Source organism: Microbacterium sp. (assembly GCF_047602155.1).
Taxonomy (GTDB): domain Bacteria; phylum Actinomycetota; class Actinomycetes; order Actinomycetales; family Microbacteriaceae; genus Microbacterium.
This window is the reverse complement of the sequence record NZ_JASGHZ010000001.1, coordinates 2,492,856-2,517,928: the sequence shown is the minus strand read 5'-3', so window position 1 is coordinate 2,517,928 and position 25,073 is coordinate 2,492,856. Positions and strand designations below refer to the sequence as shown.

The window sequence follows — 25,073 nt, the reverse complement described above, 5'->3', positions numbered from 1 at the left end:
CAGGGCCGACGCCGTCCCGATCAGCTTGACCATGAGGACGGTAGGTATGGCTTCGAGCCCCCGTCGTGACGACACCCGCACCGCTGCGCTCCCCGGTTTCCCGGCGAAGCAGGGGATGTACAACCCTGCCTTCGAGAAGGATGCCTGTGGCCTGGCCATGGTCGCCACCCTGCGCGGCACCCCCGGGCACGACATCGTCGAGCTCGCGCTGACCGCGCTGCGCAATCTCGAGCACCGCGGCGCGATCGGGTCGGATGCGGGAACCGGCGACGGGGCCGGCATCCTCACGCAGATGCCCGACGACTTCCTCCGCGCCGTGGCCGGCTTCGAGCTGCCGCCGGTGGGGGAGTACGCCGCGGGGCTCGCGTTCCTGCCGACCGACGACGCCGAACGCGCCGCGCAGAAGGCCGGCATCGAGCAGGTCGCCCACTCCGAGGGGCTCACGGTGCTCGGCTGGCGCACGGTGCCCGTCGACGACCAGCACCTCGGCAAGCTCGCCTACGCGGCACGTCCGGCGTTCGAGCAGCTGTTCGTCTCGCGGCCCGCGCACGGCGGGATGCCGGCGCTGCGCGGCATCGACCTCGACCGCCGCGTGTACCGGCTGCGCCGGCGCGCCCAGCACGAGCACGGCGCCTACTTCGTCTCGCTCAGCTCGCGTACCCTCGGCTACAAGGGCATGGTCACGACCCTGCAGCTCGAGCCGTTCTACCCCGACCTGCAAGACGAGCGCTTCACCTCGGAGCTCGCGGTCGTCCACTCGCGCTACTCGACCAACACCTTCCCGTCGTGGCCGCTCGCGCAGCCGCTGCGCATGCTCGCGCACAACGGCGAGATCAACACGGTCGGCGGCAACCGCAACTGGATGCGCGCCCGCCAGTCGCAGCTCGAGTCGGAGCTCATCGGCGACATCCGCCCGCTGCTGCCGATCTGCACCGAGGGCGCGAGCGACTCGGCCTCGTTCGACGAGGTGCTCGAACTGCTGACGCTCACGGGCCGGAGCCTGCCGCACGCCATCATGATGATGGTTCCCGAGGCGTACGAGAAGCAGGCCGACGTCGACCCGAAGCTGCGCGCGTTCTACGAGTACCACGCGACGCAGATGGAGCCGTGGGACGGCCCGGCGGCGCTGATCTTCACCGACGGCACGCTCGTGGGCGCGACCCTCGACCGCAACGGCCTGCGTCCCGGCCGCTGGACCGAGACCACCGACGGCCTCGTGGTCATCGGCAGCGAGACGGGCGTGCTCGACTTCGCCCCCGAGCGCATCAAGCGACGCGGGCGCCTGCGCCCCGGCCGCATGTTCGTCGTCGACACGGCGCAGCGGCGCATCGTCGAGGACGACGAGGTCAAGGCCGAGCTGGCCGGCCTGCACCCGTGGGATCTGTGGCTGCGTCAGCGCCTGCAGCTGGCCGAGCTGCCCGAACGCGAGCACATCGTGCATCCGCTCGCCTCGATCACGCGCCGCCAGCGCACCTTCGGCTACACCGAGGAAGAGGTGCGCATCCTCCTCACCCCGATGGGCCAGACCGGTGCCGAACCGCTCGGGGCGATGGGCAGCGACACGCCCGTCGCGGTGCTCAGCGACCGCCCGCGGCTGCTGTTCGACTACTTCACGCAGCAGTTCGCCCAGGTGACGAACCCGCCGCTGGACTCCATCCGGGAAGAGGTCGTCACGAGCCTCGGCACGAGCCTCGGCCCCGAGCGCAACCTGTTGTCGTGGGGTCCCGACCACGCGCGGCAGATCTCGCTCGATTTCCCGGTGATCGACAACGACGAGCTCGCCAAGCTGCAGAACATCGAGCGGCTTCTGCCCGGCCGCCGTTCGGTGACGATCCGCGGTCTCTACCACTTCGACGCCGGCCCCGGGACGCTGCGGGCCCGGGTCGCGGAGATCTGCGCCGAGGTCGACCAGGCCATCGACGACGGCGCGGAGTTCATCATCCTGAGCGACCGCGACTCGAACAAGGAACTCGTGCCGGTCCCGTCGCTGCTCATGCTGTCGGCGGTGCATCACCACCTCATCCGCCGCGAGAACCGCATGAAGGTCGCTCTCGTGGTCGAGGCCGGCGACGTGCGCGAGGTGCACCACGTCGCGACGCTCATCGGCTACGGCGCGTCGGCGGTCAACCCGTACCTGGCGATGGAGACCGTGGAGTACCTCGTGCGTGCCGGGTTCATCACCGGGATCACGCCCGAGAAGGCCGTCAAGAACGTCATCTACGCGCTCGGCAAGGGCGTGCTGAAGATCATGTCGAAGATGGGCATCTCGACGGTGTCCTCGTACGCGGGCGCCCAGGTGTTCGAGGCGATCGGCCTGTCGCAGGAGTTCGTCGACGACTACTTCACCGGCACCGAGACCAAGCTCGGCGGCATCGGGATCGAAGAGGTCGAGATCGAGAACCGGGCGCGTCACGACTACGCCTATCCCGAGGATGCCGCCGTCCGCGCGCACGAGCGACTGTGGACCGGCGGGGAGTACCAGTGGCGACGCGACGGCGCTCCGCACCTGTTCAACCCCGACACCGTCTTCCGCCTGCAGCACTCCACGCGCGAGCGCCGGTACGACATCTTCCGCGAGTACACGAAGCTCGTCGACGACCAGGCCGAGGAGCTGAAGACCCTGCGGGGCCTGTTCCGCCTGCGCACCGGCATCCGTCGTCCCGTGCCGATCGACGAGGTCGAGCCGGTGTCGTCGATCGTCAAGCGCTTCTCGACCGGCGCGATGAGCTACGGCTCGATCTCGAAAGAGGCGCACGAGACCCTCGCGATCGCGATGAACAGCATCGGCGCGAAGTCGAACACCGGTGAGGGCGGTGAGGATCTCGAGCGCCTGCTCGATCCCGAGCGCCGCAGCGCCATCAAGCAGGTCGCCTCGGGCCGATTCGGCGTCACGAGCATGTACCTGACGCACGCCGACGACATCCAGATCAAGCTCGCCCAGGGCGCCAAGCCCGGCGAGGGCGGGCAGCTGCCGCCGGCGAAGGTCTACCCGTGGATCGCCCGCACCCGCGGGGGCACGCCCGGCGTCGGGCTCATCTCGCCGCCGCCGCACCACGACATCTACTCCATCGAAGACCTCAAGCAGCTGATCTTCGACCTCAAGCGCGCCAACCCGGCCGCCCGCGTGCACGTCAAGCTCGTGAGCCAGTCGGGCATCGGCGCGGTCGCGGCCGGCACCGCGAAGGCTCTCGCCGACGTCATCCTCGTCTCGGGGCACGACGGCGGCACCGGCGCGAGCCCGCTGAACTCGCTCAAGCACGCCGGCACCCCGTGGGAGCTGGGGCTCGCCGAGACGCAGCAGACCCTCATGCTCAACGACATGCGCGACCGCGTCGTGGTGCAGGCCGACGGCCAGCTCAAGACGGGACGCGACGTCATCGTCGCGGCGTTGCTCGGTGCCGAGGAGTTCGGCTTCGCGACGACCGCGCTCGTCGTCGAGGGGTGCATCATGATGCGCGTGTGCCACCTCGACACGTGCCCGGTGGGCGTCGCGACGCAGAACCCCGTGCTGCGCGCGCGGTTCAGCGGCAAGCCCGAGTTCGTCGTGAACTTCATGGAGTTCATCGCGCAGGAGGTGCGCGAGTACCTCGCCGAACTCGGCTTCCGCTCCATCGAGGAGGCCGTCGGGCACAACGAGCTCCTCGACGTCAACGGCGCGATCGAGCACTGGAAGGCGGGCGGGCTCGACCTGACGCCGATCCTCGACGGCCCGGCGTTCGCCGCCGACGCGCCGCGCCGCCACCAGCGTGACCAGAACCACGAACTCGACGAGCACTTCGACGTGCGGCTCATCGAGCTCTCCCGCGACGCGCTCGTGGACCGCGAACGGGTCGTCATCGAGCTGCCGATCCGCAACACGGAGCGCGCCGTCGGCACCATGCTCGGCCACGAGGTGACCAAGCGGCACGGCGCCGACGGGCTGCCGCGCGAGGCGATCGACGTGACGCTGCACGGCACCGCCGGCCAGTCGTTCGGTGCGTTCCTGCCGCCGGGCATCGCCCTGCGACTGGAGGGCGATGCCAACGACTACGTCGGCAAGGGTCTGTCCGGCGGCGACATCACGATCCGCCCGCACCGCGAGGCCGCCTTCGCGCCGCACGAGAACGTCATCGCGGGCAACGTCATCGGGTACGGCGCGACGGCGGGCACGATCTTCATCTCCGGCGTCGCGGGCGAGCGGTTCCTCGTGCGCAACTCCGGTGCCACCGCCGTCGTCGAAGGCGTCGGCGACCACGCCCTGGAGTACATGACCGGCGGGCTCGCCGTCATCCTCGGCGCGACCGGCCGCAACCTCGGCGCCGGCATGTCCGGCGGCACCGCCTACATCCGCAGGCTCCGCCGCGAACTCGTCAACGAGCAGTCGCTGGCCAGCGGCGAGCTCCTTCTCGGCGAGCTGGACCGCGCCGACCTCGAAGTGCTGCGGAGCCTGCTCATCGAGCACGTCGAGCGCACCGGATCGCCGTTGGCGGCGGAACTGCTCGCCGACTTCGAGACGACGGCGGACGAATTCGTCAAGGTCACGCCGCGCGACTACGCCGCGGTGCTGCAGACCCGCCAGGACGCCGTCGACGAGGGACTCGACCCCGACAGCGACGTCGTCTGGACCCGCATCCTGGAGGTGACCGGTGGCTGACCCGAAGGGCTTCCTGAAGACCACCGAGCGCGAGCTCCCGGCGCGCCGGCCGGTTCCCGTGCGCATCATGGACTTCAAAGAGGTCTACGAGCCGGGCGACTCCGCGACCCTGCGCCGCCAGGCCGGACGCTGCATGGATTGCGGCGTGCCGTTCTGCCACAAGGGCTGTCCGCTGGGCAACCTCATCCCGGAGTGGAACGACCTCATGTGGCGCGGCGAGGGCCGCGCCGCCATCGAACGCCTGCACGCGACCAACAATTTCCCGGAGTTCACCGGGCGGCTGTGCCCGGCGCCGTGCGAGAGCGCGTGCGTGCTGGGCATCAACCAGCCGGCGGTGACGATCAAGCAGATCGAGGTGTCGACGATCGACGACGCCTTCGCGAACGGCTGGGTCGAGCCCGAGCCGCCCGCACGCATCACCGGCAAGACGGTCGCCGTCGTCGGCTCGGGGCCGGCCGGTCTCGCCGCCGCGCAGCAGCTGACCCGCGCAGGCCACACCGTCGCGGTCTTCGAGCGCGACGACCGCATCGGCGGGCTGCTGCGCTACGGCATCCCCGACTTCAAGATGGAAAAGCGCCACCTCGAGTCGCGCCTGCGGCAGATGCAGGACGAGGGCACGCGCTTCCGCGCCGGCGTGGAGATCGGCGTCGACATCACGTGGAGCGACCTGCGGGCCCGCTACGACGCCGTCGTGATCGCCACCGGCGCCACGGTGCCGCGTGAGCTGGCGATCCCCGGCCGGGACCTCGCCGGCGTGCACTTCGCGATGGAGTACCTCGTCGAGTCGAACAAGGCCGTCGCCGGCGACCAGGTGCCGCACCAGATCTCCGCCGAGGGCAAGCACGTCATCGTCATCGGCGGCGGCGACACCGGCGCCGACTGCATCGGCACTGCGCACCGGCAGGGTGCGCTGTCGGTCACGAACCTCGCGATCGGCGCGCAGCCGCCGGCCGAGCGCCCCGGCCACCAGCCCTGGCCGATGATGCCGACCGTGTTCGAGGTGTCGTCGGCGCACGAGGAGGGCGGCGAACGGTCGTACCTGGCGTCGACCGTCGAGTTCCTCGGCAACGAGGCCGGTGAGGTGCGCGCCCTGCGCGTCGCCGAGACCGAATACCTGCCCGACGGCCGGCGCGTGCCCCGCAGCGGCACCGAGCGCGAGATCCCGGCCGACCTCATCCTCATCGCCATGGGCTTCACCGGCCCCGAGCGCGCCACCCTCGACGAGCAGCTGGGCACCGTGTTCACGGGCCGCGGCAACGTCGAGCGCGACGACGACTACCAGTCCACCGCTCCCGGTGTCTTCGTCGCCGGCGACGCCGGTCGCGGGCAGTCGCTCATCGTCTGGGCGATCGCCGAGGGCCGGGCTGCCGCGGCATCCGTCGACGAATACCTCATGGGCCGCACGAGCCTGCCCTCGCCGGTGCGCCCGCGCGATGCCGCCATCGGCCTGCAGCCCGCCTAGGCTGAGACCATCCCGAAAAGAAGAAGACCGGAGAGTCAGTTACGTGAGACGCGCGAAAATCGTCGCCACCCTGGGGCCCGCCACCGAGTCGTATGAGATGATCCGCGCGATCATCGATGCGGGCGTGGACGTGGCCCGGATGAACCTGAGCCACGGCTCGTACTCGGACCACGAGGTCCGCTTCGCCAACGTGCGCAAGGCGGCCGACGACGCCGGCCGCGCCGTCGCGATCCTCGTCGACCTGCAGGGTCCCAAGATCCGCCTCGGCAAGTTCGCCGACGGCCCGCACGACCTCGCCGTGGGCGATGTCTTCAAGATCACGACCGAGGACGTGCCCGGCTCGAAGGAGATCGTCTCGACGACCTTCGCGGGCCTGCCCGGCGACGTGAAGGCGGGCGATTTCCTGCTGATCGACGATGGCAAGGTGCGCGTGCAGGTCACGAGCGTCGACGGTCCCGTCGTGACCACCGAGGTGATCGTCGCCGGCACCGTGTCGAACAACAAGGGCATCAACCTGCCCGGAGTCGCCGTGAGCGTCCCGGCGCTGTCGAAGAAGGACGAGGCCGACCTGCGCTGGGGTCTCGGCGCCGGTGCCGACCTCATCGCACTGTCGTTCGTGCGCGACGCGAGCGACGTCGCGCGGGTGCACGAGATCATGGCGGAGGAGGGGCGCAAGGTTCCCGTCATCGCGAAGATCGAGAAGCCGCAGGCCGTCGACAACCTCGAGGAGATCATCGACGCCTTCGACGGCATCATGGTCGCCCGCGGCGACCTCGCCGTCGAACTGCCGCTGGAAGCGGTTCCCATCGTGCAAAAGCGCGCGGTCGAGCTCTGCCGCCGCATGGCGAAGCCCGTCATCGTCGCGACGCAGATGCTGGAGTCGATGACCCACGCGCCGGTGCCCACCCGCGCCGAGGCCTCCGACGTCGCCAACGCCGTCCTCGACGGCGCCGACGCCGTGATGCTGTCGGGCGAGACGAGCGTGGGCGACTACCCGGTCGTGACGGTGGAGACGATGGCGCGCATCGTCGCATCCACCGAGGAGCACGGGCTGGAGCGCATCCACCCCGTCAACACGCGCCCGCGGACGCAGGGCGGCATCATCACGCTCGCGGCCAACGAGGTCGCCGAGTTCATCGAGGCGAAGTACATCTGCCTGTTCACCGAGTCGGGTGACACGGCGCGTCGCATGTCGCGGCTGCGCCCCCGCATCCCGATGATGGCCTTCACCGTCGACCCGGCGATCCGCCGCCGCATGGCGGTCACCTGGGGCGTGCAGTCCACGCTCGTGGAGCATGTCGCCCACACCGACCTCATGTTCATCCAGGTCGACGAGTTCTTCCTCGGCCGGGGTCTTGCCGCCGAGGGCGACAAGGTCGTCGTGATCTCCGGGTCGCCTCCCGGGCTGATCGGCTCGACCAACGACATCCGCGTGCACAAGATCGGCGACGCCCTCAACGGCAAGGCGCCCGCCTACCAGGCCGAAATCTGACCTCGACGGGGGCGGATGCCCCGGCATCCACCCCTACCGCCCGCGAGACTGCATCCGTGCACCGAGACTGCGGATGCCGGCTGCAGTCTCGGTGCACCGATGCAGTCTCGCCGGGTGTGTAGCCGGGGGGAGTACGTGCCGGTGGTGGGAGTCGAACCCACACGCCCTTGCGGGCAACCGAGTTTGAGTCGGTCGCGTCTGCCATTCCGCCACACCGGCGCACGTCGCGCTCTTCACGCGTCCGCATTGACCATACCGTAGGATTCAAACGTGACTGAGCAGGAACCGAGCACGACTCCCACCGCCTCCGCCTCCGGATCGGCACCGCGCCGCGTCGTCGTCGCGGAAGACGAATCGCTGATCCGCCTCGACATCGTCGAGATTCTCCGCGACAACGGATTCGACGTCGTCGGCGAGGCCGGCGACGGCGAGACCGCCGTGCAGCTGGCCACCGAGTTGCGGCCCGATCTCGTCATCATGGACGTGAAGATGCCGGTCCTCGACGGCATCAGCGCCGCGGAACGGCTCAGCAAGGCGCACATCGCGCCCGTCGTGCTGCTCACCGCCTTCAGCCAGAAAGAGCTCGTCGAGCGCGCGAGCGAGGCCGGTGCGCTGGCCTACGTCGTGAAGCCCTTCACCCCGAACGACCTGCTGCCGGCGATCGAGATCGCGCTGGCCCGGTACGAGCAGATCATCACGCTCGAGGCCGAGGTCGCCGACATGGTCGAGCGCTTCGAGACCCGCAAGCTCGTCGACCGCGCCAAGGGGCTGCTGAACGAGAAGATGGGCCTCACCGAGCCCGAGGCGTTCCGCTGGATCCAGAAGGCGTCGATGGACCGCCGCCTCACGATGCAGGACGTCGCCAAGGCCATCATCGAGCAGCTCTCGCCCAAGAAGGGCTGAACCGGCATCCGATTCGGCGAGACGGGGTCGCAGGTTCAAATCCTGTCATCCCGACCACTAGGCCGCGGAAACTCAACGGTTTCCGCGGCCTTTGAGGTTTCTGAAATTGAACCGTCCACGTAAAACCCACGTAAAACCCAATCCCGACACCCTCCCTGCGGCATGGCTCTCCGACCGAGAATGGTTGCTCCAAGTTGACCCTGTTTCTTGTCCGACCAGCGCACCTCGCTGGCATGGATACGAAGCCCACCCCTCACCGCTCCCTCGAACCACTGTTCGACATCACCGAGCTTGCCGACTATCTCGGGGTTCCGGTCTCGACGCTCTACGACTGGAGGGCACGCGGACTCGGCCCTCGCGCCTACCGATTCGGCAAACGGCTGAAGTTCGCGCTCTCCGACGTGCAGACCTGGATGGAGACGCAGCGCGATCCCGGCAGCCTCGAATCGGATCGGGGGTGAAATGATGAGCAGGCCACGTCTCCCCATCGGTACCTTCGGTGACATCTGGTTCATTTCTAGGCCGAACAATCGCGTTGAGGCGCGCGCAAATATGCGAGATTGGGATGGAGCCACCCGCCCCGTGCAGGCCACCGCTGCGACGAAGAAGGCCGCCGAGGCTGCGCTTAAGGTGAAGCTCGCTGAGCGCACTCAATTCCAGCCTTCGAACCTGACCCTCACGCCAGACAGCCCGTTCACTGAACTCGTGACCTACTGGCTTGAAGACCTGGAACTTGAAGATCATCTTGCCAAGGCCACCAAGCAGCTCTACGAGCGGAACATGCGAACTCTCGTGCTCCCCGCGTTCAAAGACTTCACGCTGCGGGAGATTGGCGTTGCTCGCTGTGACCGACACATTAAACAGCTTGCCCGTCAGAGCTACAATCGCGCGAAGCAGGCGCGCAACGTCATGCGTCTCGCTTTCGGGCTTGCCGTGCGGCATGAGGTTCTGCCACGTAACCCGATGGACGGCATCGCCAAGCTGCGGAAGCCACAACACACTCCTGATGCGTTGACCTCGGCTGAGGTAAACGCGGTGCGCGCCGCAATCGCTCATTGGGAAACTGGCCTTTCATCGTCTGGCCCAAAGCCAGACGGTCAGCTTGGGCAGATTGTTGAGGTGCTGCTGGGCACTTCCAGCCGTATCGGAGAGGCGTTGGCTTTCCGGCGTATGGATGTCGATGTGGCTTCGGCTGTGCCGACGATGGAGGTTGCGGGCACGATCGTTTGCCCGAAGGGTGAGCCAGTGCAACGCCAGGATCATCCGAAGACCTCGAAGTCGAAGCGCACGGCAGCGATTCCTTCGTTCACTGCCGAAGCAGTACGCAGCCGCCTGAGCAAACTCACCGATACCTCGCCAGAGGCACTGCTGTTCTGCTCCCGCGAGGGCACTCCGCTCTCTCCGGCGAATGTGCGCCGTCAACTTCGTCAGGCTTTGAACCTGGCAGGACTCTCGGGCATCACCCCGCATATGTTCCGCCGAACCGTCGCTACCGCAGTAAGTGAAGCGGCCGACGTGGAACTCGCTGCTGAATTGCTCGGGCACACTGATCCGAGGATCACGATTCAGCACTACATCCGCCGCAATCAGATGGTTAATGGGCTCTTCACGATCGAGGGTGTAGCTGGGTGAGCGCGTCGTTGGCTGGATAGGGGTCGAGGTCTCCCTGAGGATGGAAGTTCTCACACTCCCCATCCGGAAGACCTCGACGTGCCCCACCCTACTTTCAGCGCGCCCTGCTTGACCACGTTCTGCCGTCTCGACGAGCTCGGCCTCGAAGCCATCGGACAACACCTCGACGCGGAGCGGGCGGTGTTGGAGTGCCGGCCTATCGAGCCGGACCCGTGGTGCCCGAAGTGCGGGTGCGAGGGGACGCCGCGTGACACCGTGGTCAGGCAGCTGGCGCATGAGCCGTTCGGGCACCGGCCCACGACGCTGCTGATCCGCGTCCGCCGCTACAAGTGCACCGGGTGCGGGCGAGTGTGGCGTCAGGACACGACGAAGGCGGCGCCGCGGCGGGCGAAGATCTCCCGCGGCGGGCTGGCGTGGGGCCTTGCTGGTCTCGTGCTCGACCACCTGTCGGTTTCCCGTGTCGCAGCAGGCCTCGGGGTGTCGTGGTCGGCGGCGAACACGGCGATCCTCGCGGAGGGCAGACGCCGTCTGATCGATGATCCCGGCCGGTTCGACGGTGTCACCACGATCGGTGTCGATGAGCACGTCTGGCGTCACACGAGGCTCGGAGACAAGTTCGTGACCGTGATCATCGACCTCACCCCAGTGCGCGAGAAGACGGGGCCGTCGAGGCTGCTGGACATGGCCCCGGGCCGCTCGAAAGCCGTGTTCAAGCAATGGCTCGCCGGGCGGCCGAAGGCGTGGCAGGACGGGGTCGAGGTCGTCGCGATGGACGGGTTCACCGGGTTCAAGACCGCCGCCGCCGAGGAACTGCCCGACGCGATCCCGGTCATGGACCCGTTCCATGTGATCCGACTCGCTGGCGACGCGCTGGAGAACTGCCGGCGCCGTGTTCAGCATGACGTGTTCGGCCGCCGCGGGATGAAGGGCGACCCGCTCTACCAGGCACGCCGCACCTTGCTCACCGGCGCCGGCCTGCTCACCGAGAAACAACAGAGCAGGCTGACCACACTGTTCGACGACGAACGACACATCGAGGTACAAGCGACGTGGGGCGTCTATCAGGACATGATCACCGCCTACCGGGAGAAGGACCGCGCCCTGGGCAAGTTCTTCCTCCAGCACACGATCGACCGGATCAGCACCGGCATCCCGGCCGAGCTCGCCGAGGTCCACAAGCTCGCCCGGACACTCAAGCAGCGCGCCGCTGACGTGCTGGGATACTTCGACCGGCCGGGAACGAGCAACGGCCCGACCGAGGCGATCAACGGCCGGCTCGAGCACCTCCGCGGCACCGCCCTGGGCTTCCGAAACCTCACTCACTACATCGCGAGAAGTCTGCTCGAAACCGGCGGATTCAGACCACACCTACACCCTCGATCGTGAAGAGCCGGTTAATGCGAAGACCGCCGACATTCTTGAGAGCGCATTCGCAAAGCCAGAGTAGAGTTCAGGAGCAATGGCTGAGGCCCCGAGTCGAGTTACTCGGGGCCTCAGCCATTTCTGAATTTCAGTAGGTTTTTGCGCTCTTCACACGGAGGTGCGGGAACGTGAAGACTCATCTTCAGCTAGAAGTCGGAAGTAGGCATCTTCGTCGGCACGGCGCGAAGCCACATCGGCTTTGACGAACTCTACGAAGTCAGCATCGCGGTCAACGATGGGAGTCTCCGCCCCGGTCGGGTATGGGGGCTCTTCGGACATTCGGTGGGGGTCATGGGGTGAGTCCGCCGGCGGCGATGAGCATGCGTAGGCGGTAGTTCTCGTGGTTGCGGAATCCTCTCGCGAGGCGCCGGTGGAGCTCGATGATTCCGTTGATCGCTTCGGTGCCGCCGTTGTTCGCCCGATGCGTGGCGAAGTAGGCCAGGAACGCGTCCCGCCAACGGCGTAGCGTCCGGCCCAGACGTGCGATCTCGGGGATCGGGCAGGTGTGGAACGAGTCGACGACCTTCTGCGCGATGCGCCGGCCCTCGGCGAGGTCCTTGGCGTGGTAGGCGGAGCGGAGTTCTTGCGCGGCCTGCCAGGCGACGTGCACTTCGACGTGAGCTTCGTCGGCGGCGATCGCCGCGTCCAGTCGGGCGCGTTGCCGTTCGGTGAGGTTCTCCTGCCCGGCGCGGAGGATGGTCTGGATCCCGAACAGCGGGTCGCCCTTGCGGCCGCGGTGGCCGAGGGTGTCCTGCTGCACCCTTCGGCGGACCTCGTCGACGGCGGCGGTGCCGAGTTTCACGACGTGGAACGCGTCGAGCACGGCGGTAGCGTCTTGCAGCTTGTCGTCGATCGCGGTCTTGTAACCGGCGAACGGATCCAACGCCGCTACTTCCACGTTGCGGCGAAACGCGTCGCCGCGCTGGTCGAGCCAGGACGCGTAGGCTTTCCCGGACCGGCCCGGCACCAGATCCAGCAACCTCGCCCGCGTCTTTCCGGTGCTGTCGCGGCTCAGGTCGACCATCCCGGTCAGCTCCTTCGGTCCTCTCTTGCGGGGGTCGACGTGATGCCAGATGTGCTCGTCGACACCGAGGGTCGTGACGCCCTCGAACCGGGACTCGTCGGCCGCCAGCTTCACGAGCTCGGGTTCGATGGCCCGCCAGACCGTCTTCCACGACGTCCCGAGCTGACGGGCCAGGCCGTGAACGGTCGCGTGCTCACGACGTAGTTGCCCGATCGCCCAGGAGACGGCGCGCCTGGTGATCGACCCGCGCGCTGCGACGAGTGTCGGGATCTGCTCGACGAACGTTTTCCGCGGGCAGCCCTCGTCCCCGCACCGCCAGACCCGTTGCCGCCACACGATCCGCACCCGCGTCGCGCCCGGGACATCGTGCAGCACGCGGCGGCGACGGCCCCGACCGACAGCGAGAACCCCGCACCCTGGGCACCCGGTCCGCGTCGACGGGCTCGAGACCGTCACGACCAGCAACCCGTCGCGGCGGTCAACGTGCTCCACATGCACGCCATCCAGGCCAAGCAGCAGATCGCAGCGGGAACACGGGCAGAAGGCAGAGCGCGCGTCAGCGCACCCCGAAGTAGGGTGAAGCACATCGAGGTCCTCGATCGGAGTCAGAGAGTTAGCGCTTCTGATCCTCGGGGACCTCGACCCCTACCCGCCAACCATCACCCAGCCAGCCTCACCCCCACCGAATGTCCGAAGAGCCACATTACCGAACTGCAGCCTGAGTCGCCGCTCGAACCAGGAGTGAAACTGTATGAGCTCCGGCCCCCTGGGCAAGCATTCTTCCGGGTTTGGGCACCAGAGCAGGTGCAGGTTTCAAGTGACGCTGATCTCGCTTCGCCTGTTCCCTGGGGCCTGCCGGGGATACAGGAGGCCGAGCCTCTGGAAACGGATGCTGCGTTGATCGAGCCAGACCAGCAGGAGCAATGAACTGCGCGCAAAACGAGGTTACCCAGTTCTTTGATCCTGGGAGGGCTGTCGAGTTCGAGAGGCGCTGACTCGCTTTGCTTCGCGGAATCTCGCTTTGGCGAGGTAAAGGAGGCTGACCGGCCCCCATACGAGGAACTTGATCGCGTTCCAGATGCAGAGAATGAACACGAGATACAGCCACTCGGGAGCACCCACCTCGATCAGAGCGAGAGCGCCGCGTGCGATCAACAGGTAGGGGATCGAGAGCAGCATCGCCGGTACACCGTAGCGGAGGTTCTCGCGGCGGCGCAGGAACCAGATCAGCCGGTTCGTCGGAGCGTACCTCTGCAACAGATCGTTCGCGAAGCTGCTGAGATGCCAGATGAGAGTGAGCATGACGAAGTCCTTTACAGATCAACCGGCGGTCAGATTCGTGTAAAAGCACTTCGCAGCCGAGGCTGCTCCGTCATTCCCCAGGCGGGGCTTGTTTGCCGTGTGCTCCCACTGTACGCCCGAAATCTTGAAAGCGCAGTAGTTGGTGAGCCGGAGGTCGATATCGTTGGGACGTTCGCTGCATCTCAGCCCTGATCCACCGTGTCGGTTTTGACGGGGTGGGACTCTGGTGTTGGTTCAGTGGTGGCCTTTGTGGGCGTGCGGGTGCTGCCAGCTGGTGCTCTGGCTCTTCCACTTCGGCTCCGGTCGCGCCCGTCATGGGCTGGGTGGTCAGGGCGTTGCCGTGCGTGGCGGGTCGGTCGCGGTCGCCCAGAGCAGCGCCCATGCTGGCGCCCAGGGCCAGTGCGTGGGCAGGTGCATCACGAGCCGCCGCCCTGTCGAGGCGAGTCTTGCGGGGGTGCTGATGATGGTGCGCTGTAGCGTCGCCATGCGTGCTCTGCCGAGGCCGGCGGCAGTGGCTGCGGCGCGAGAGAGGTTGTGAGCGATGACTGCGAGCTGGAGCCAGGCGTGGTTCGCGGTGAACTTCCCGGAGGGCAGATGAGCGAGTGGGCCGCTCTTGAGCTCGGCGATGACCTGCTCGATGATCGCGTGACCGCGGTGGAGCTTGTCCGCCTCGATCTGGTCGAGGTCGCTGTTGGTGATGAACGCGTGATACCGCCAGGTGTCGAACAGCGTCTCCTGCCCCTGCGCGGCGTTGACGTTCAGGCGCTTGACGCGGCGCACGATCAGCCGGCAGGCGATGTGCTCGTCTTTGGGTCGGGACACGAACGCGGTGAACGGAGCCTCGGCGACCTCGGCGTCGCTGATCCATTCGCCGGTGTCCTCGTCGCGGACCGCGTTCGTGTATTTGATCTTCGTCCATGCGTCTTCGCGGATGCCCGCGATCGCGGCCTGCACGGTGCGCCATTGCGGGATCGTGAACGAGTACCACGCCCCGCCTCGGGCCGCGGCGGTCACGTTCTCGTGGGTGCAGAACGCCGAGTCCGCCCGGGTCAGAACCCGCCGCCGCGGCATTGTCTCCCTCACCGTCGTCAGCGCGCGGGCGAGGTGGTGGGCGGCGTTGTCGCCGGAGCGGACGTTCCCGCGCCGCAGCGACGCCTCCGCGACCAGCGGGGCCGCGTCTTGCCCTGTGATCGTCACGACCAGTGCGTTCAGCCCGCGGACCCCGGAGTATCCGAACGCGGCGGCCTGCTTCTGGTAACCGTGGACCTCACGGATCGTGTCGTCCATGTCCACCAACACCAGCCCGCCCTCCGTCCCTGACAACGCGGGAACCTCGCCCAACAGGCGACGCAACAGAACCCGGTTAACCTTCCCGAACTGCAGGACGTGACCATGGGTGAACGAGCGCAGGAACGTGCCGATCGTCGACGGCGCCCGCACCTGCCCGAGCACCCGGGCCGTCGCCCCAGAGCGCAGCACGCCAAGATCGTCGATGCTGTCCGCCCCGGCGAGCATCCCGCCGAGGATCGTGCGGACCTTGATCGCCACGCTCGCCGCCGGAAGCGTCGAGGACGCTTCGACCAGCTCGGTCAGGCCCGCTTTCTCGGCCAGCTCCAGCACCGGTACCAGGCCCGCGTGCGACACGAGGTTCCGGTCATCGAACACCGGAGCGATACCGTGAGATGCTTTCACTTACGAGATGTCCTTCCGGACTGCGGAACATTGATCTAGACAATCAACATTTTCCCAGACCAGAAGGACATTTCACTTCACGCCACGCGGTCCACAACCCAACCACCACGGTGGATCAGGGCTCAGTAGAAGCTGTGGGCGTGGGCAAATTCGCCCACCGAGTGGGCGTGAAGTGGGCTAGACTATAGACACCACGGCTGGCCGCTAGTTCCGACAAGGATAGGCGGCCAGTTCTTTTTCTAGGTAAGGCAATGGCAGACAGCACCTACGAGAAGCCGTTTCTCACCGTCGATCAGCAGATCGACCGGATCGAGCAGCGTGGCATGGTGCTCGGGGACCGAGATGCCGCTCGGAACGCGCTGCGGCGCATCGGGTACTACCGACTGTCGGGCTACTGGCACCCCTACCGCGTACCTGCCGAGCCGGGAGAAAAGCGGTCATCCGAGTTCCTGCCGAATACGCGACTCAGTGATGCGCTCGACCTCTATACCTTCGACGAGCACCTGCGCGCTGCACTGCTCGAAGCGATCGCTCAGATCGAGGTAGCGTTGCGGTTCGAACTCGGGCATCGGCTCGGCAGGCACGGCCCGTTCGCGCACCTTGACGAATCCCACTTTAACGCCGGGTTCACGAAGCCCCGAGACCGGGTATGCAAGCTGCCCGGCTGTGACGGTGACTGCCGCTGGGAGGAATCAGACCATCACGAATGGGTCGACCGGCAACGCCAGACTGAGCAGGTCTCGACCGAGGCGTTCGCGGCGCACTTCCGCGAGCACTACGGCGAACCGCTGCCGATCTGGGTAGCGACCGAGGTGATGTCCTTCGGCAAGCTCACCCGACTGCTCGATGGTCTTGACTCGACTGAGCGTGAACGCCTCGCGGCTGAATGGGATGTGATCGACAGTACCGGACAAGGCGACCCGTCGGCGCTATCAAACTGGATGGAGCATCTGCGTCAGGTGCGCAACATCTGCGCGCACCACGCCCGCATCTGGAACCGCAATATCAACGCGACTATCGCCATACCCTCCGGCCTGCCGGAACTGCAACATTTGCTTCTCGAAGTCCCGCGCGGTGACGAGTACACACCCCCGATGGTGCGCCGAGTCTATGGCACGTTCGCCATCCTGACGCATCTGCTCGCTGTGCTCGACGCACCCGTCCGCTATCGTGACCGACTCCGCACCCTACTCACAGATTTCCTCGCCGTGCGCCCGCAGGCAGAGGCGAACATGGGTTTTCCCACAGACTGGCAAGCGCATCGGATCACGGCTGAGGATTATCGGCGGGATCAGCAGCGTGCTGCACGGTTGGCGATGCTCAAAGCGACCGAGATGTTCGGTTCGGGTGAGGCAGCTGATGCGTTGACCGCTGTGCCGGAAGGGAAACCGCGCAGGTCGAGAGTGAACTACTATCGCAAGAACGGGGCGCTGCTCTCAGTGATGTGGAACGCTCGCCGAGCATACCCCGCATTCCAGTTCGGTTCAGCAACGGGCGACGTACCTGAACTGGTGATCCTCGCCAACCGGCGTCTGCTCGACGGCGGGAATGTCGACGAGGACGGGCAGTGGGCGGCGCTCGAGTGGTGGCTTACCCCGAACATCTCGATGCCAGACGAAACCAGCCCAGCAGAAGCGATGGATCGTGGCACTCTCACGCGTGAGGCGCTCGACCGGCTCCTGTCGCCGCGTGAGGATGAGTAACGCGAGCATTACCGAGTGATCCCGTTGGGAACTTGGGCTGATCGTGGAGACTCCATACTTGCCGTGATGAGCGCAGCGAGCGGCCGTAGCGCGTCGGACTTGGTAGTCGTTGGTCTGTTGAGCGCGGTCGATGAAAGGTCATAGCCACCCCAAGGCGAGTAACCGGCGACGTGGCGAGTCGCGTAACATGCACGTTCGGTGATGATCGGTGCACCAGACACTTGCATCTCGGCCGGGTAGTGCGCTTCGATCCATTTGCGGCCTAACTTGGTCAAGCCACCGCCATCGCGCACACGAATCTGCGCGGGCACGACTGGCAGCTCCCACCAGTTCGGGATCGCGTGATTGTGCCACCCCTCGACGCTATCGTTTTCCGAGTCGCTGACCTGATGCCATTCGCATGGTTCGCAGACCGCGAGATACATAAGGTCGCCCGGCCCTTCACACCTCGGCTCGGGGCGCAGGTCTGCTGAGCCCTGATCCACCGTGTCGGTTTTGACGGGGTGGGACTCTGGTGTTGGTTCAGTGGTGGCCTTTGTGGGCGTGCGGGTGCTGCCAGCTGGTGCTCTGGCTCTTCCACTTCGGCTCCGGTCGCGCCCGTCATGGGCTGGGTGGTCAGGGCGTTGCCGTGCGTGGCGGGTCGGTCGCGGTCGCCCAGAGCAGCGCCCATGCTGGCGCCCAGGGCCAGTGCGTGGGCAGGTGCATCACGAGCCGCCGCCCTGTCGAGGCGAGTCTTGCGGGGGTGCTGATGATGGTGCGCTGTAGCGTCGCCATGCGTGCTCTGCCGAGGCCGGCGGCAGTGGCTGCGGCGCGAGAGAGGTTGTGAGCGATGACTGCGAGCTGGAGCCAGGCGTGGTTCGCGGTGAACTTCCCGGAGGGCAGATGAGCGAGTGGGCCGCTCTTGAGCTCGGCGATGACCTGCTCGATGATCGCGTGACCGCGGTGGAGCTTGTCCGCCTCGATCTGGTCGAGGTCGCTGTTGGTGATGAACGCGTGATACCGCCAGGTGTCGAACAGCGTCTCCTGCCCCTGCGCGGCGTTGACGTTCAGGCGCTTGACGCGGCGCACGATCAGCCGGCAGGCGATGTGCTCGTCTTTGGGTCGGGACACGAACGCGGTGAACGGAGCCTCGGCGACCTCGGCGTCGCTGATCCATTCGCCGGTGTCCTCGTCGCGGACCGCGTTCGTGTATTTGATCTTCGTCCATGCGTCTTCGCGGATGCCCGCGATCGCGGCCTGCACGGTGCGCCATTGCGGGATCGTGAACGAGTACCACGCCCCGCCTCGGGCCGCGGCGGTCACGTTCTCGTGGGTGCAGAACGCCGAGTCCGCCCGGGTCAGAACCCGCCGCCGCGGCATTGTCTCCCTCACCGTCGTCAGCGCGCGGGCGAGGTGGTGGGCGGCGTTGTCGCCGGAGCGGACGTTCCCGCGCCGCAGCGACGCCTCCGCGACCAGCGGGGCCGCGTCTTGCCCTGTGATCGTCACGACCAGTGCGTTCAGCCCGCGGACCCCGGAGTATCCGAACGCGGCGGCCTGCTTCTGGTAACCGTGGACCTCACGGATCGTGTCGTCCATGTCCACCAACACCAGCCCGCCCTCCGTCCCTGACAACGCGGGAACCTCGCCCAACAGGCGACGCAACAGAACCCGGTTAACCTTCCCGAACTGCAGGACGTGACCATGGGTGAACGAGCGCAGGAACGTGCCGATCGTCGACGGCGCCCGCACCTGCCCGAGCACCCGGGCCGTCGCCCCAGAGCGCAGCACGCCAAGATCGTCGATGCTGTCCGCCCCGGCGAGCATCCCGCCGAGGATCGTGCGGACCTTGATCGCCACGCTCGCCGCCGGAAGCGTCGAGGACGCTTCGACCAGCTCGGTCAGGCCCGCTTTCTCGGCCAGCTCCAGCACCGGTACCAGGCCCGCGTGCGACACGAGGTTCCGGTCATCGAACACCGGAGCGATACCGTGAGATGCTTTCACTTACGAGATGTCCTTCCGGACTGCGGAACATTGATCTAGACAATCAACATTTTCCCAGACCAGAAGGACATTTCACTTCACGCCACGCGGTCCACAACCCAACCACCACGGTGGATCAGGGCTGAGAGCCCGACTCTTGTGCTGACGAAGGGGGTTACGTCATTGTCGCCTCGGTATTCTTATGTCATGTTGATGACTGGTGCCTTCGTTGATGTGGCTGGGTATGCGGTCGGACGTGACTCATGCGCTGTCTTTGACGGCCAGAATTCTGGTGTCTGCGTTGTGGCCATGCACGGAAGTATCCAAGCGCGCGCCTCGGGTTCATCTGCGGTGTCACGTCACCAGACGGAGAAATGACTATGCTCCAGAGCTTCACCAGCGACGTGGCCTTTCGCGGCCTAAGCAAGACTCCATTCGACGGAGCTTCGCCCTGCAGGCTAGGTAAGCGAACGGTGATCTACGGCCGAAACGGCACGGGAAAGACGAGTCTGTCAGAAGCTCTCAGGCTCGCTGAGGGTTCCGGACGCGCGGACAGTGCCACTCTTCAAGCCCGAATCATTGCGAATGGTTCTTCTTCGAGGATACGCCTTGAGCCCGGTAGCGCACCGTTTCGGCTGTTTGTCTACAACCGCTTTTACGTTCAGGAGTCTTTGCGGCTTTTCCTTAGCGGCGATGGTCACGCATCACCGATTGTGCAGCTCGGCATTGACAACATTAAGGCCGAAGCCGAACTGAAAGAGCATCAGGCATATTTGGCTGTGCTTGAAGCACGAGAAATCTCTATTCGTGAAGCTGTGAAGCGTATTGAACGTGATCGCGAGACGCTTGAGAAAGAAACCAAAGCTGAGATCATCTCAGTTCTCGCGCCAGCGGACGCAGCGTACTACAATCCGACCAGGTTCCAAGTCACTCAGGTGAGAAAACTGCTCGATGACCAGAACGCAGCTGTCCTATCGAAAGAGGAACTCGCTTCAGAGTTGAACGCGGCAACAGCCGCTCTGTTGGGTCAGGTCGACCTACCTCCTGCGCCCGAACAAATAGCAGCGAACCTGCATCTGACGGTCAACGATGAACTCCTCAGTGCGCCCGTGGAATCAGTGCCTTTATCTCGGTTAACCGAGAATGCTGATCTCTCGACTTGGGTCGAAGATGGATTGGCATTTCATAGCGAAGGTGATCTTTGCGAGTTCTGCCAGAACGGTACTGTCAACTCCGATGTTCTCGCGGCATACCGACAGCATTTCAGTGCGGCTCTCGACTCTCTACGAGAACGACTTGGAAAAGCAATCGCATACTTTGAGCGTCAGCGTGATGCTTTAGATTCTTGGCTCCAGAGTATCCCCAGTGAAAGCGAGTTTCTGCCGGACTTCCAGGAGCGCGCTAAGGATGCGATGGCTGATGTGAGGAAGGACGTCGAGGCTCTCCAGGTTGAGATTGGTAAAGCGATTGCCGCCATTCAGAGACGGCAAGCCGATCCTCTTCGTGTGAGGCCGGATGCAGACCTCCTCACAGAGTCATTCGCTGTAGTGGATGTTGCTGGGCTCAATCAAGTTCTGTCTGAGAATAATGCGGCTTGCGGGTCGCAAGCCGCACGTATAAAACGGGCGCGTGCATCCGTTGAGCTGCATTTCGGCGCTCAGAAGGGTGCCGAATACCGATTTGCTGCACGACGCCTGGAGCTAGCCCAAAGGGCGCTGTCGACGCTTCAACAGCGAACTGTTGAAGTGGATGCAAAACGGCTTGCGGCTCAACAGGAACTGCAAGACGTCGGGCAGATGGCGAACCTTATCGACGTGGATCTTCGAGAACATTTCGGTCATGCACACTTGAGGGTCTCGGTCACGCCGGACGGAACTGGCTATGTTGTGACGCGCTCCGGGAGCGTGGCTACTCATCTGAGCGAAGGCGAGCGAAACGCTATTGCCTTTACCTACTTCTTGCGCTCGCTTGAGGAAGAAGGCGTCGATCCCGAGCAGGCCATCGTGGTGATTGACGACCCAGTGACGAGCCTCGACAAAGAGTCACTATTTGCTGCATTCGCATTCGCCCGCGAGCGTACAGAACAGTTCATTCAAACTATATTTCTTACCCATGACTACGAATACTTCAGGTTGAACCTCATCGACTTAAAGAACCGTTGGGGGAGCTCTCAAAAACGCATTCGCATGAACGACGCGGCCGAGAAGCAAATGCCTGAAGTCTCATTCTTGGAGGTTCGTGCAGTCTCGCAGGCTGCGAACTCGCGACATGGAGAGGTGCGAGAACTTCCTCGAAGCCTGGTGCAACACCCTAGTGAATACCACTTCTTGTTCTTTCACGTGGCAGAAACATCTGTGGGAACTTCGCAAGAGTATCTACCGTTGGTCGGAAATGCGGCTCGGCGACTTCTTGAGGGTTTCCTCTCCTTCCGAGCCCCGGACAAAATCAATTTCCAAGAGAAGGTCAACGCGGTCGCAGCGAATGCGTCTATTGATGGAGCGTTGAAGGAGCGCGTCGTCAAGTTCCTCCATAGTCAATCCCATCGAGAAGAACCCCGGCCTTCGTCAGCGCTCGACTTTCCTTCGATTGAGGCGGAACTAGCCGCTACGTTGAAGTTCATCCATGCTGCAGACGGCCCCCATTTCGAAGCGATGTGCAAGTCGGTGGATCTCGACCCGGTCGCGATCCTTCAAAATTTGGCCGCGCAGCAGGTGGTGTAGGCACGGAGGAACGTGCGTCGGCCCAAGCGATGTGAGCCACGGGAAACCCATGCCAATCAACCGTGACGAGTCAGAAATAACCGGGTACACTCGGAAGTGGCGTAGCGCCAATTCGGCTCTTCGGACATTCGGTGGGGGTCATGGGGTGAGTCCGCCGGCGGCGATGAGCATGCGTAGGCGGTAGTTCTCGTGGTTGCGGAATCCTCTCGCGAGGCGCCGGTGGAGCTCGATGATTCCGTTGATCGCTTCGGTGCCGCCGTTGTTCGCCCGATGCGTGGCGAAGTAGGCCAGGAACGCGTCCCGCCAACGGCGTAGCGTCCGGCCCAGACGTGCGATCTCGGGGATCGGGCAGGTGTGGAACGAGTCGACGACCTTCTGCGCGATGCGCCGGCCCTCGGCGAGGTCCTTGGCGTGGTAGGCGGAGCGGAGTTCTTGCGCGGCCTGCCAGGCGACGTGCACTTCGACGTGAGCTTCGTCGGCGGCGATCGCCGCGTCCAGTCGGGCGCGTTGCCGTTCGGTGAGGTTCTCCTGCCCGGCGCGGAGGATGGTCTGGATCCCGAACAGCGGGTCGCCCTTGCGGCCGCGGTGGCCGAGGGTGTCCTGCTGCACCCTTCGGCGGACCTCGTCGACGGCGGCGGTGCCGAGTTTCACGACGTGGAACGCGTCGAGCACGGCGGTAGCGTCTTGCAGCTTGTCGTCGATCGCGGTCTTGTAACCGGCGAACGGATCCAACGCCGCTACTTCCACGTTGCGGCGAAACGCGTCGCCGCGCTGGTCGAGCCAGGACGCGTAGGCTTTCCCGGACCGGCCCGGCACCAGATCCAGCAACCTCGCCCGCGTCTTTCCGGTGCTGTCGCGGCTCAGGTCGACCATCCCGGTCAGCTCCTTCGGTCCTCTCTTGCGGGGGTCGACGTGATGCCAGATGTGCTCGTCGACACCGAGGGTCGTGACGCCCTCGAACCGGGACTCGTCGGCCGCCAGCTTCACGAGCTCGGGTTCGATGGCCCGCCAGACCGTCTTCCACGACGTCCCGAGCTGACGGGCCAGGCCGTGAACGGTCGCGTGCTCACGACGTAGTTGCCCGATCGCCCAGGAGACGGCGCGCCTGGTGATCGACCCGCGCGCTGCGACGAGTGTCGGGATCTGCTCGACGAACGTTTTCCGCGGGCAGCCCTCGTCCCCGCACCGCCAGACCCGTTGCCGCCACACGATCCGCACCCGCGTCGCGCCCGGGACATCGTGCAGCACGCGGCGGCGACGGCCCCGACCGACAGCGAGAACCCCGCACCCTGGGCACCCGGTCCGCGTCGACGGGCTCGAGACCGTCACGACCAGCAACCCGTCGCGGCGGTCAACGTGCTCCACATGCACGCCATCCAGGCCAAGCAGCAGATCGCAGCGGGAACACGGGCAGAAGGCAGAGCGCGCGTCAGCGCACCCCGAAGTAGGGTGAAGCACATCGAGGTCCTCGATCGGAGTCAGAGAGTTAGCGCTTCTGATCCTCGGGGGCCTCGACCCCTACCCGCCAACCATCACCGGCTCTTCACGATCGAGGGTGTAGCTGGGTGAGCGCGTCGTTGGCTGGATAGGGGTCGAGGTCTCCCTGAGGATGGAAGTTCTCACACTCCCCATCCGGAAGACCTCGACGTGCCCCACCCTACTTTCAGCGCGCCCTGCTTGACCACGTTCTGCCGTCTCGACGAGCTCGGCCTCGAAGCCATCGGACAACACCTCGACGCGGAGCGGGCGGTGTTGGAGTGCCGGCCTATCGAGCCGGACCCGTGGTGCCCGAAGTGCGGGTGCGAGGGGACGCCGCGTGACACCGTGGTCAGGCAGCTGGCGCATGAGCCGTTCGGGCACCGGCCCACGACGCTGCTGATCCGCGTCCGCCGCTACAAGTGCACCGGGTGCGGGCGAGTGTGGCGTCAGGACACGACGAAGGCGGCGCCGCGGCGGGCGAAGATCTCCCGCGGCGGGCTGGCGTGGGGCCTTGCTGGTCTCGTGCTCGACCACCTGTCGGTTTCCCGTGTCGCAGCAGGCCTCGGGGTGTCGTGGTCGGCGGCGAACACGGCGATCCTCGCGGAGGGCAGACGCCGTCTGATCGATGATCCCGGCCGGTTCGACGGTGTCACCACGATCGGTGTCGATGAGCACGTCTGGCGTCACACGAGGCTCGGAGACAAGTTCGTGACCGTGATCATCGGCCTCACCCCAGTGCGCGAGAAGACGGGGCCGTCGAGGCTGCTGGACATGGCCCCGGGCCGCTCGAAAGCCGTGTTCAAGCAATGGCTCGCCGGGCGGCCGAAGGCGTGGCAGGACGGGGTCGAGGTCGTCGCGATGGACGGGTTCACCGGGTTCAAGACCGCCGCCGCCGAGGAACTGCCCGACGCGATCCCGGTCATGGACCCGTTCCATGTGATCCGACTCGCTGGCGACGCGCTGGAGAACTGCCGGCGCCGTGTTCAGCATGACGTGTTCGGCCGCCGCGGGATGAAGGGCGACCCGCTCTACCAGGCACGCCGCACCTTGCTCACCGGCGCCGGCCTGCTCACCGAGAAACAACAGAGCAGGCTGACCACACTGTTCGACGACGAACGACACATCGAGGTACAAGCGACGTGGGGCGTCTATCAGGACATGATCACCGCCTACCGGGAGAAGGACCGCGCCCTGGGCAAGTTCTTCCTCCAGCACACGATCGACCGGATCAGCACCGGCGTCCCGGCCGAGCTCGCCGAGGTCCACAAGCTCGCCCGGACACTCAAGCAGCGCGCCGCTGACGTGCTGGGATACTTCGACCGGCCGGGAACGAGCAACGGCCCGACCGAGGCGATCAACGGCCGGCTCGAGCACCTCCGCGGCACCGCCCTGGGCTTCCGAAACCTCACTCACTACATCGCGAGAAGTCTGCTCGAAACCGGCGGATTCAGACCACACCTACACCCTCGATCGTGAAGAGCCCCATCACCCAGCCAGCCTCACCCCCACCGAATGTCCGAAGAGCCGCCAATTCCCTAGACAACACCAGGGAACCGTTGCTATTCGTATGGTCTCGAAACTAATCGTGATCAGGGGTTTTTAGAGACCCAGGCTCTGGATCGAGACCGCCGCCGCAGACGCGGGTCTCGA

Annotated in this window: 15 protein-coding genes, 1 tRNA gene and 1 pseudogene; 10 read left to right on the top strand and 7 right to left on the bottom strand. The window is 65.7% G+C overall.

Annotated features, from left to right (window positions below; translation table 11 throughout):
* The first annotated feature begins 46 nt into the window (after positions 1 to 46).
* The 3 genes from gltB to pyk are packed head-to-tail and all read left to right on the top strand — an operon-like array spanning position 47 to position 7,587.
* Complete coding sequence (gltB, locus tag QM720_RS11365) at positions 47 to 4,633, top strand: glutamate synthase large subunit (RefSeq protein WP_415126591.1); 4,587 nt, start codon at positions 47 to 49, stop codon at positions 4,631 to 4,633.
* Positions 4,626 to 6,095: a glutamate synthase subunit beta gene (locus QM720_RS11360; RefSeq protein WP_415126589.1), complete on the top strand. Its 1,470-nt coding sequence runs from the start codon at positions 4,626 to 4,628 to the stop codon at positions 6,093 to 6,095. Before gltB ends, QM720_RS11360 begins: the two co-directional genes overlap by 8 nt.
* Before the next feature lie 43 nt (positions 6,096 to 6,138).
* Positions 6,139 to 7,587, top strand: a complete 1,449-nt coding sequence (gene pyk, locus QM720_RS11355; RefSeq protein ID WP_415126587.1) for a pyruvate kinase — start codon at positions 6,139 to 6,141, stop codon at positions 7,585 to 7,587.
* Positions 7,588 to 7,723: 136 nt separating this feature from the next.
* On the opposite strand, the gene QM720_RS11350 is transcribed toward pyk, so the two are convergent.
* Positions 7,724 to 7,806: transfer RNA gene (locus QM720_RS11350), tRNA-Leu, on the bottom strand.
* A 51-nt stretch (positions 7,807 to 7,857) separates the two neighbouring features.
* Here QM720_RS11350 and QM720_RS11345 point away from each other — a divergent pair.
* The 4 genes from QM720_RS11345 (at position 7,858) to QM720_RS11330 (ending at position 11,508) form a co-directional block, all read left to right on the top strand.
* Positions 7,858 to 8,490: an ANTAR domain-containing response regulator gene (locus QM720_RS11345; RefSeq protein ID WP_415126585.1), complete on the top strand. Its 633-nt coding sequence runs from the start codon at positions 7,858 to 7,860 to the stop codon at positions 8,488 to 8,490.
* 233 nt (positions 8,491 to 8,723) lie between these two features.
* Entirely contained in the window at positions 8,724 to 8,951 is a 228-nt protein-coding gene (locus tag QM720_RS11340; protein WP_415126583.1) for a helix-turn-helix transcriptional regulator, read from the top strand.
* 121 nt (positions 8,952 to 9,072) lie between these two features.
* Entirely contained in the window at positions 9,073 to 10,122 is a 1,050-nt protein-coding gene (locus QM720_RS11335; protein WP_415126581.1) for a tyrosine-type recombinase/integrase, read from the top strand.
* Between the two features lie 78 nt (positions 10,123 to 10,200).
* Positions 10,201 to 11,508, top strand: coding sequence for an ISL3 family transposase (locus QM720_RS11330; RefSeq protein ID WP_415126579.1), 1,308 nt, complete (start codon positions 10,201 to 10,203; stop codon positions 11,506 to 11,508).
* A 325-nt stretch (positions 11,509 to 11,833) separates the two neighbouring features.
* Here the strand turns inward: QM720_RS11330 and QM720_RS11325 are convergent, their stop codons facing one another.
* From QM720_RS11325 to QM720_RS11315, 3 genes are all read right to left on the bottom strand, one after another.
* Positions 11,834 to 13,087, bottom strand: coding sequence for an ISL3 family transposase (locus tag QM720_RS11325; protein ID WP_415127910.1), 1,254 nt, complete (start codon positions 13,085 to 13,087; stop codon positions 11,834 to 11,836).
* A 426-nt stretch (positions 13,088 to 13,513) separates the two neighbouring features.
* Positions 13,514 to 13,870 (bottom strand): sulfate permease, encoded by a 357-nt coding sequence (locus tag QM720_RS11320; RefSeq protein ID WP_415126577.1) that lies wholly within the window; start codon positions 13,868 to 13,870, stop codon positions 13,514 to 13,516.
* 327 nt (positions 13,871 to 14,197) lie between these two features.
* A complete protein-coding gene (locus tag QM720_RS11315; RefSeq protein WP_415124034.1) occupies positions 14,198 to 15,562 on the bottom strand; it encodes an IS1380 family transposase in 1,365 nt (454 codons plus the stop codon).
* Positions 15,563 to 15,813: 251 nt separating this feature from the next.
* Here QM720_RS11315 and QM720_RS11310 point away from each other — a divergent pair, with 251 nt between their 5' ends.
* Positions 15,814 to 17,265 carry an Abi family protein gene (locus tag QM720_RS11310; protein WP_415126575.1) on the top strand — a complete coding sequence of 484 codons (1,452 nt, stop codon included), beginning with the start codon at positions 15,814 to 15,816 and terminating at the stop codon, positions 17,263 to 17,265.
* An 8-nt stretch (positions 17,266 to 17,273) separates the two neighbouring features.
* Here the strand turns inward: QM720_RS11310 and QM720_RS11305 are convergent.
* Both QM720_RS11305 and QM720_RS11300 read right to left on the bottom strand, forming a co-directional pair.
* Positions 17,274 to 17,795 (bottom strand): annotated as a pseudogene (locus QM720_RS11305) (DUF6349 family protein); the annotation flags it as partial.
* An 85-nt stretch (positions 17,796 to 17,880) separates the two neighbouring features.
* Positions 17,881 to 19,245, bottom strand: a complete 1,365-nt coding sequence (locus QM720_RS11300; protein WP_415124034.1) for an IS1380 family transposase — start codon at positions 19,243 to 19,245, stop codon at positions 17,881 to 17,883.
* Between the two features lie 359 nt (positions 19,246 to 19,604).
* On the opposite strand from QM720_RS11300, the gene QM720_RS11295 reads away from it, so the two are divergent.
* The gene (locus QM720_RS11295) at positions 19,605 to 21,944 is read left to right on the top strand and encodes an AAA family ATPase (RefSeq protein WP_415126573.1); all 2,340 of its coding nucleotides are present in this window, start codon (positions 19,605 to 19,607) and stop codon (positions 21,942 to 21,944) included.
* A 138-nt stretch (positions 21,945 to 22,082) separates the two neighbouring features.
* Here QM720_RS11295 and QM720_RS11290 read toward each other — a convergent pair whose 3' ends face one another.
* Positions 22,083 to 23,336 carry an ISL3 family transposase gene (locus tag QM720_RS11290; RefSeq protein WP_415127910.1) on the bottom strand — a complete coding sequence of 418 codons (1,254 nt, stop codon included), beginning with the start codon at positions 23,334 to 23,336 and terminating at the stop codon, positions 22,083 to 22,085.
* Between the two features lie 255 nt (positions 23,337 to 23,591).
* Here QM720_RS11290 and QM720_RS11285 point away from each other — a divergent pair, with 255 nt between their 5' ends.
* Positions 23,592 to 24,899: an ISL3 family transposase gene (locus QM720_RS11285; protein WP_415126571.1), complete on the top strand. Its 1,308-nt coding sequence runs from the start codon at positions 23,592 to 23,594 to the stop codon at positions 24,897 to 24,899.
* Positions 24,900 to 25,073 lie beyond the last annotated feature (174 nt).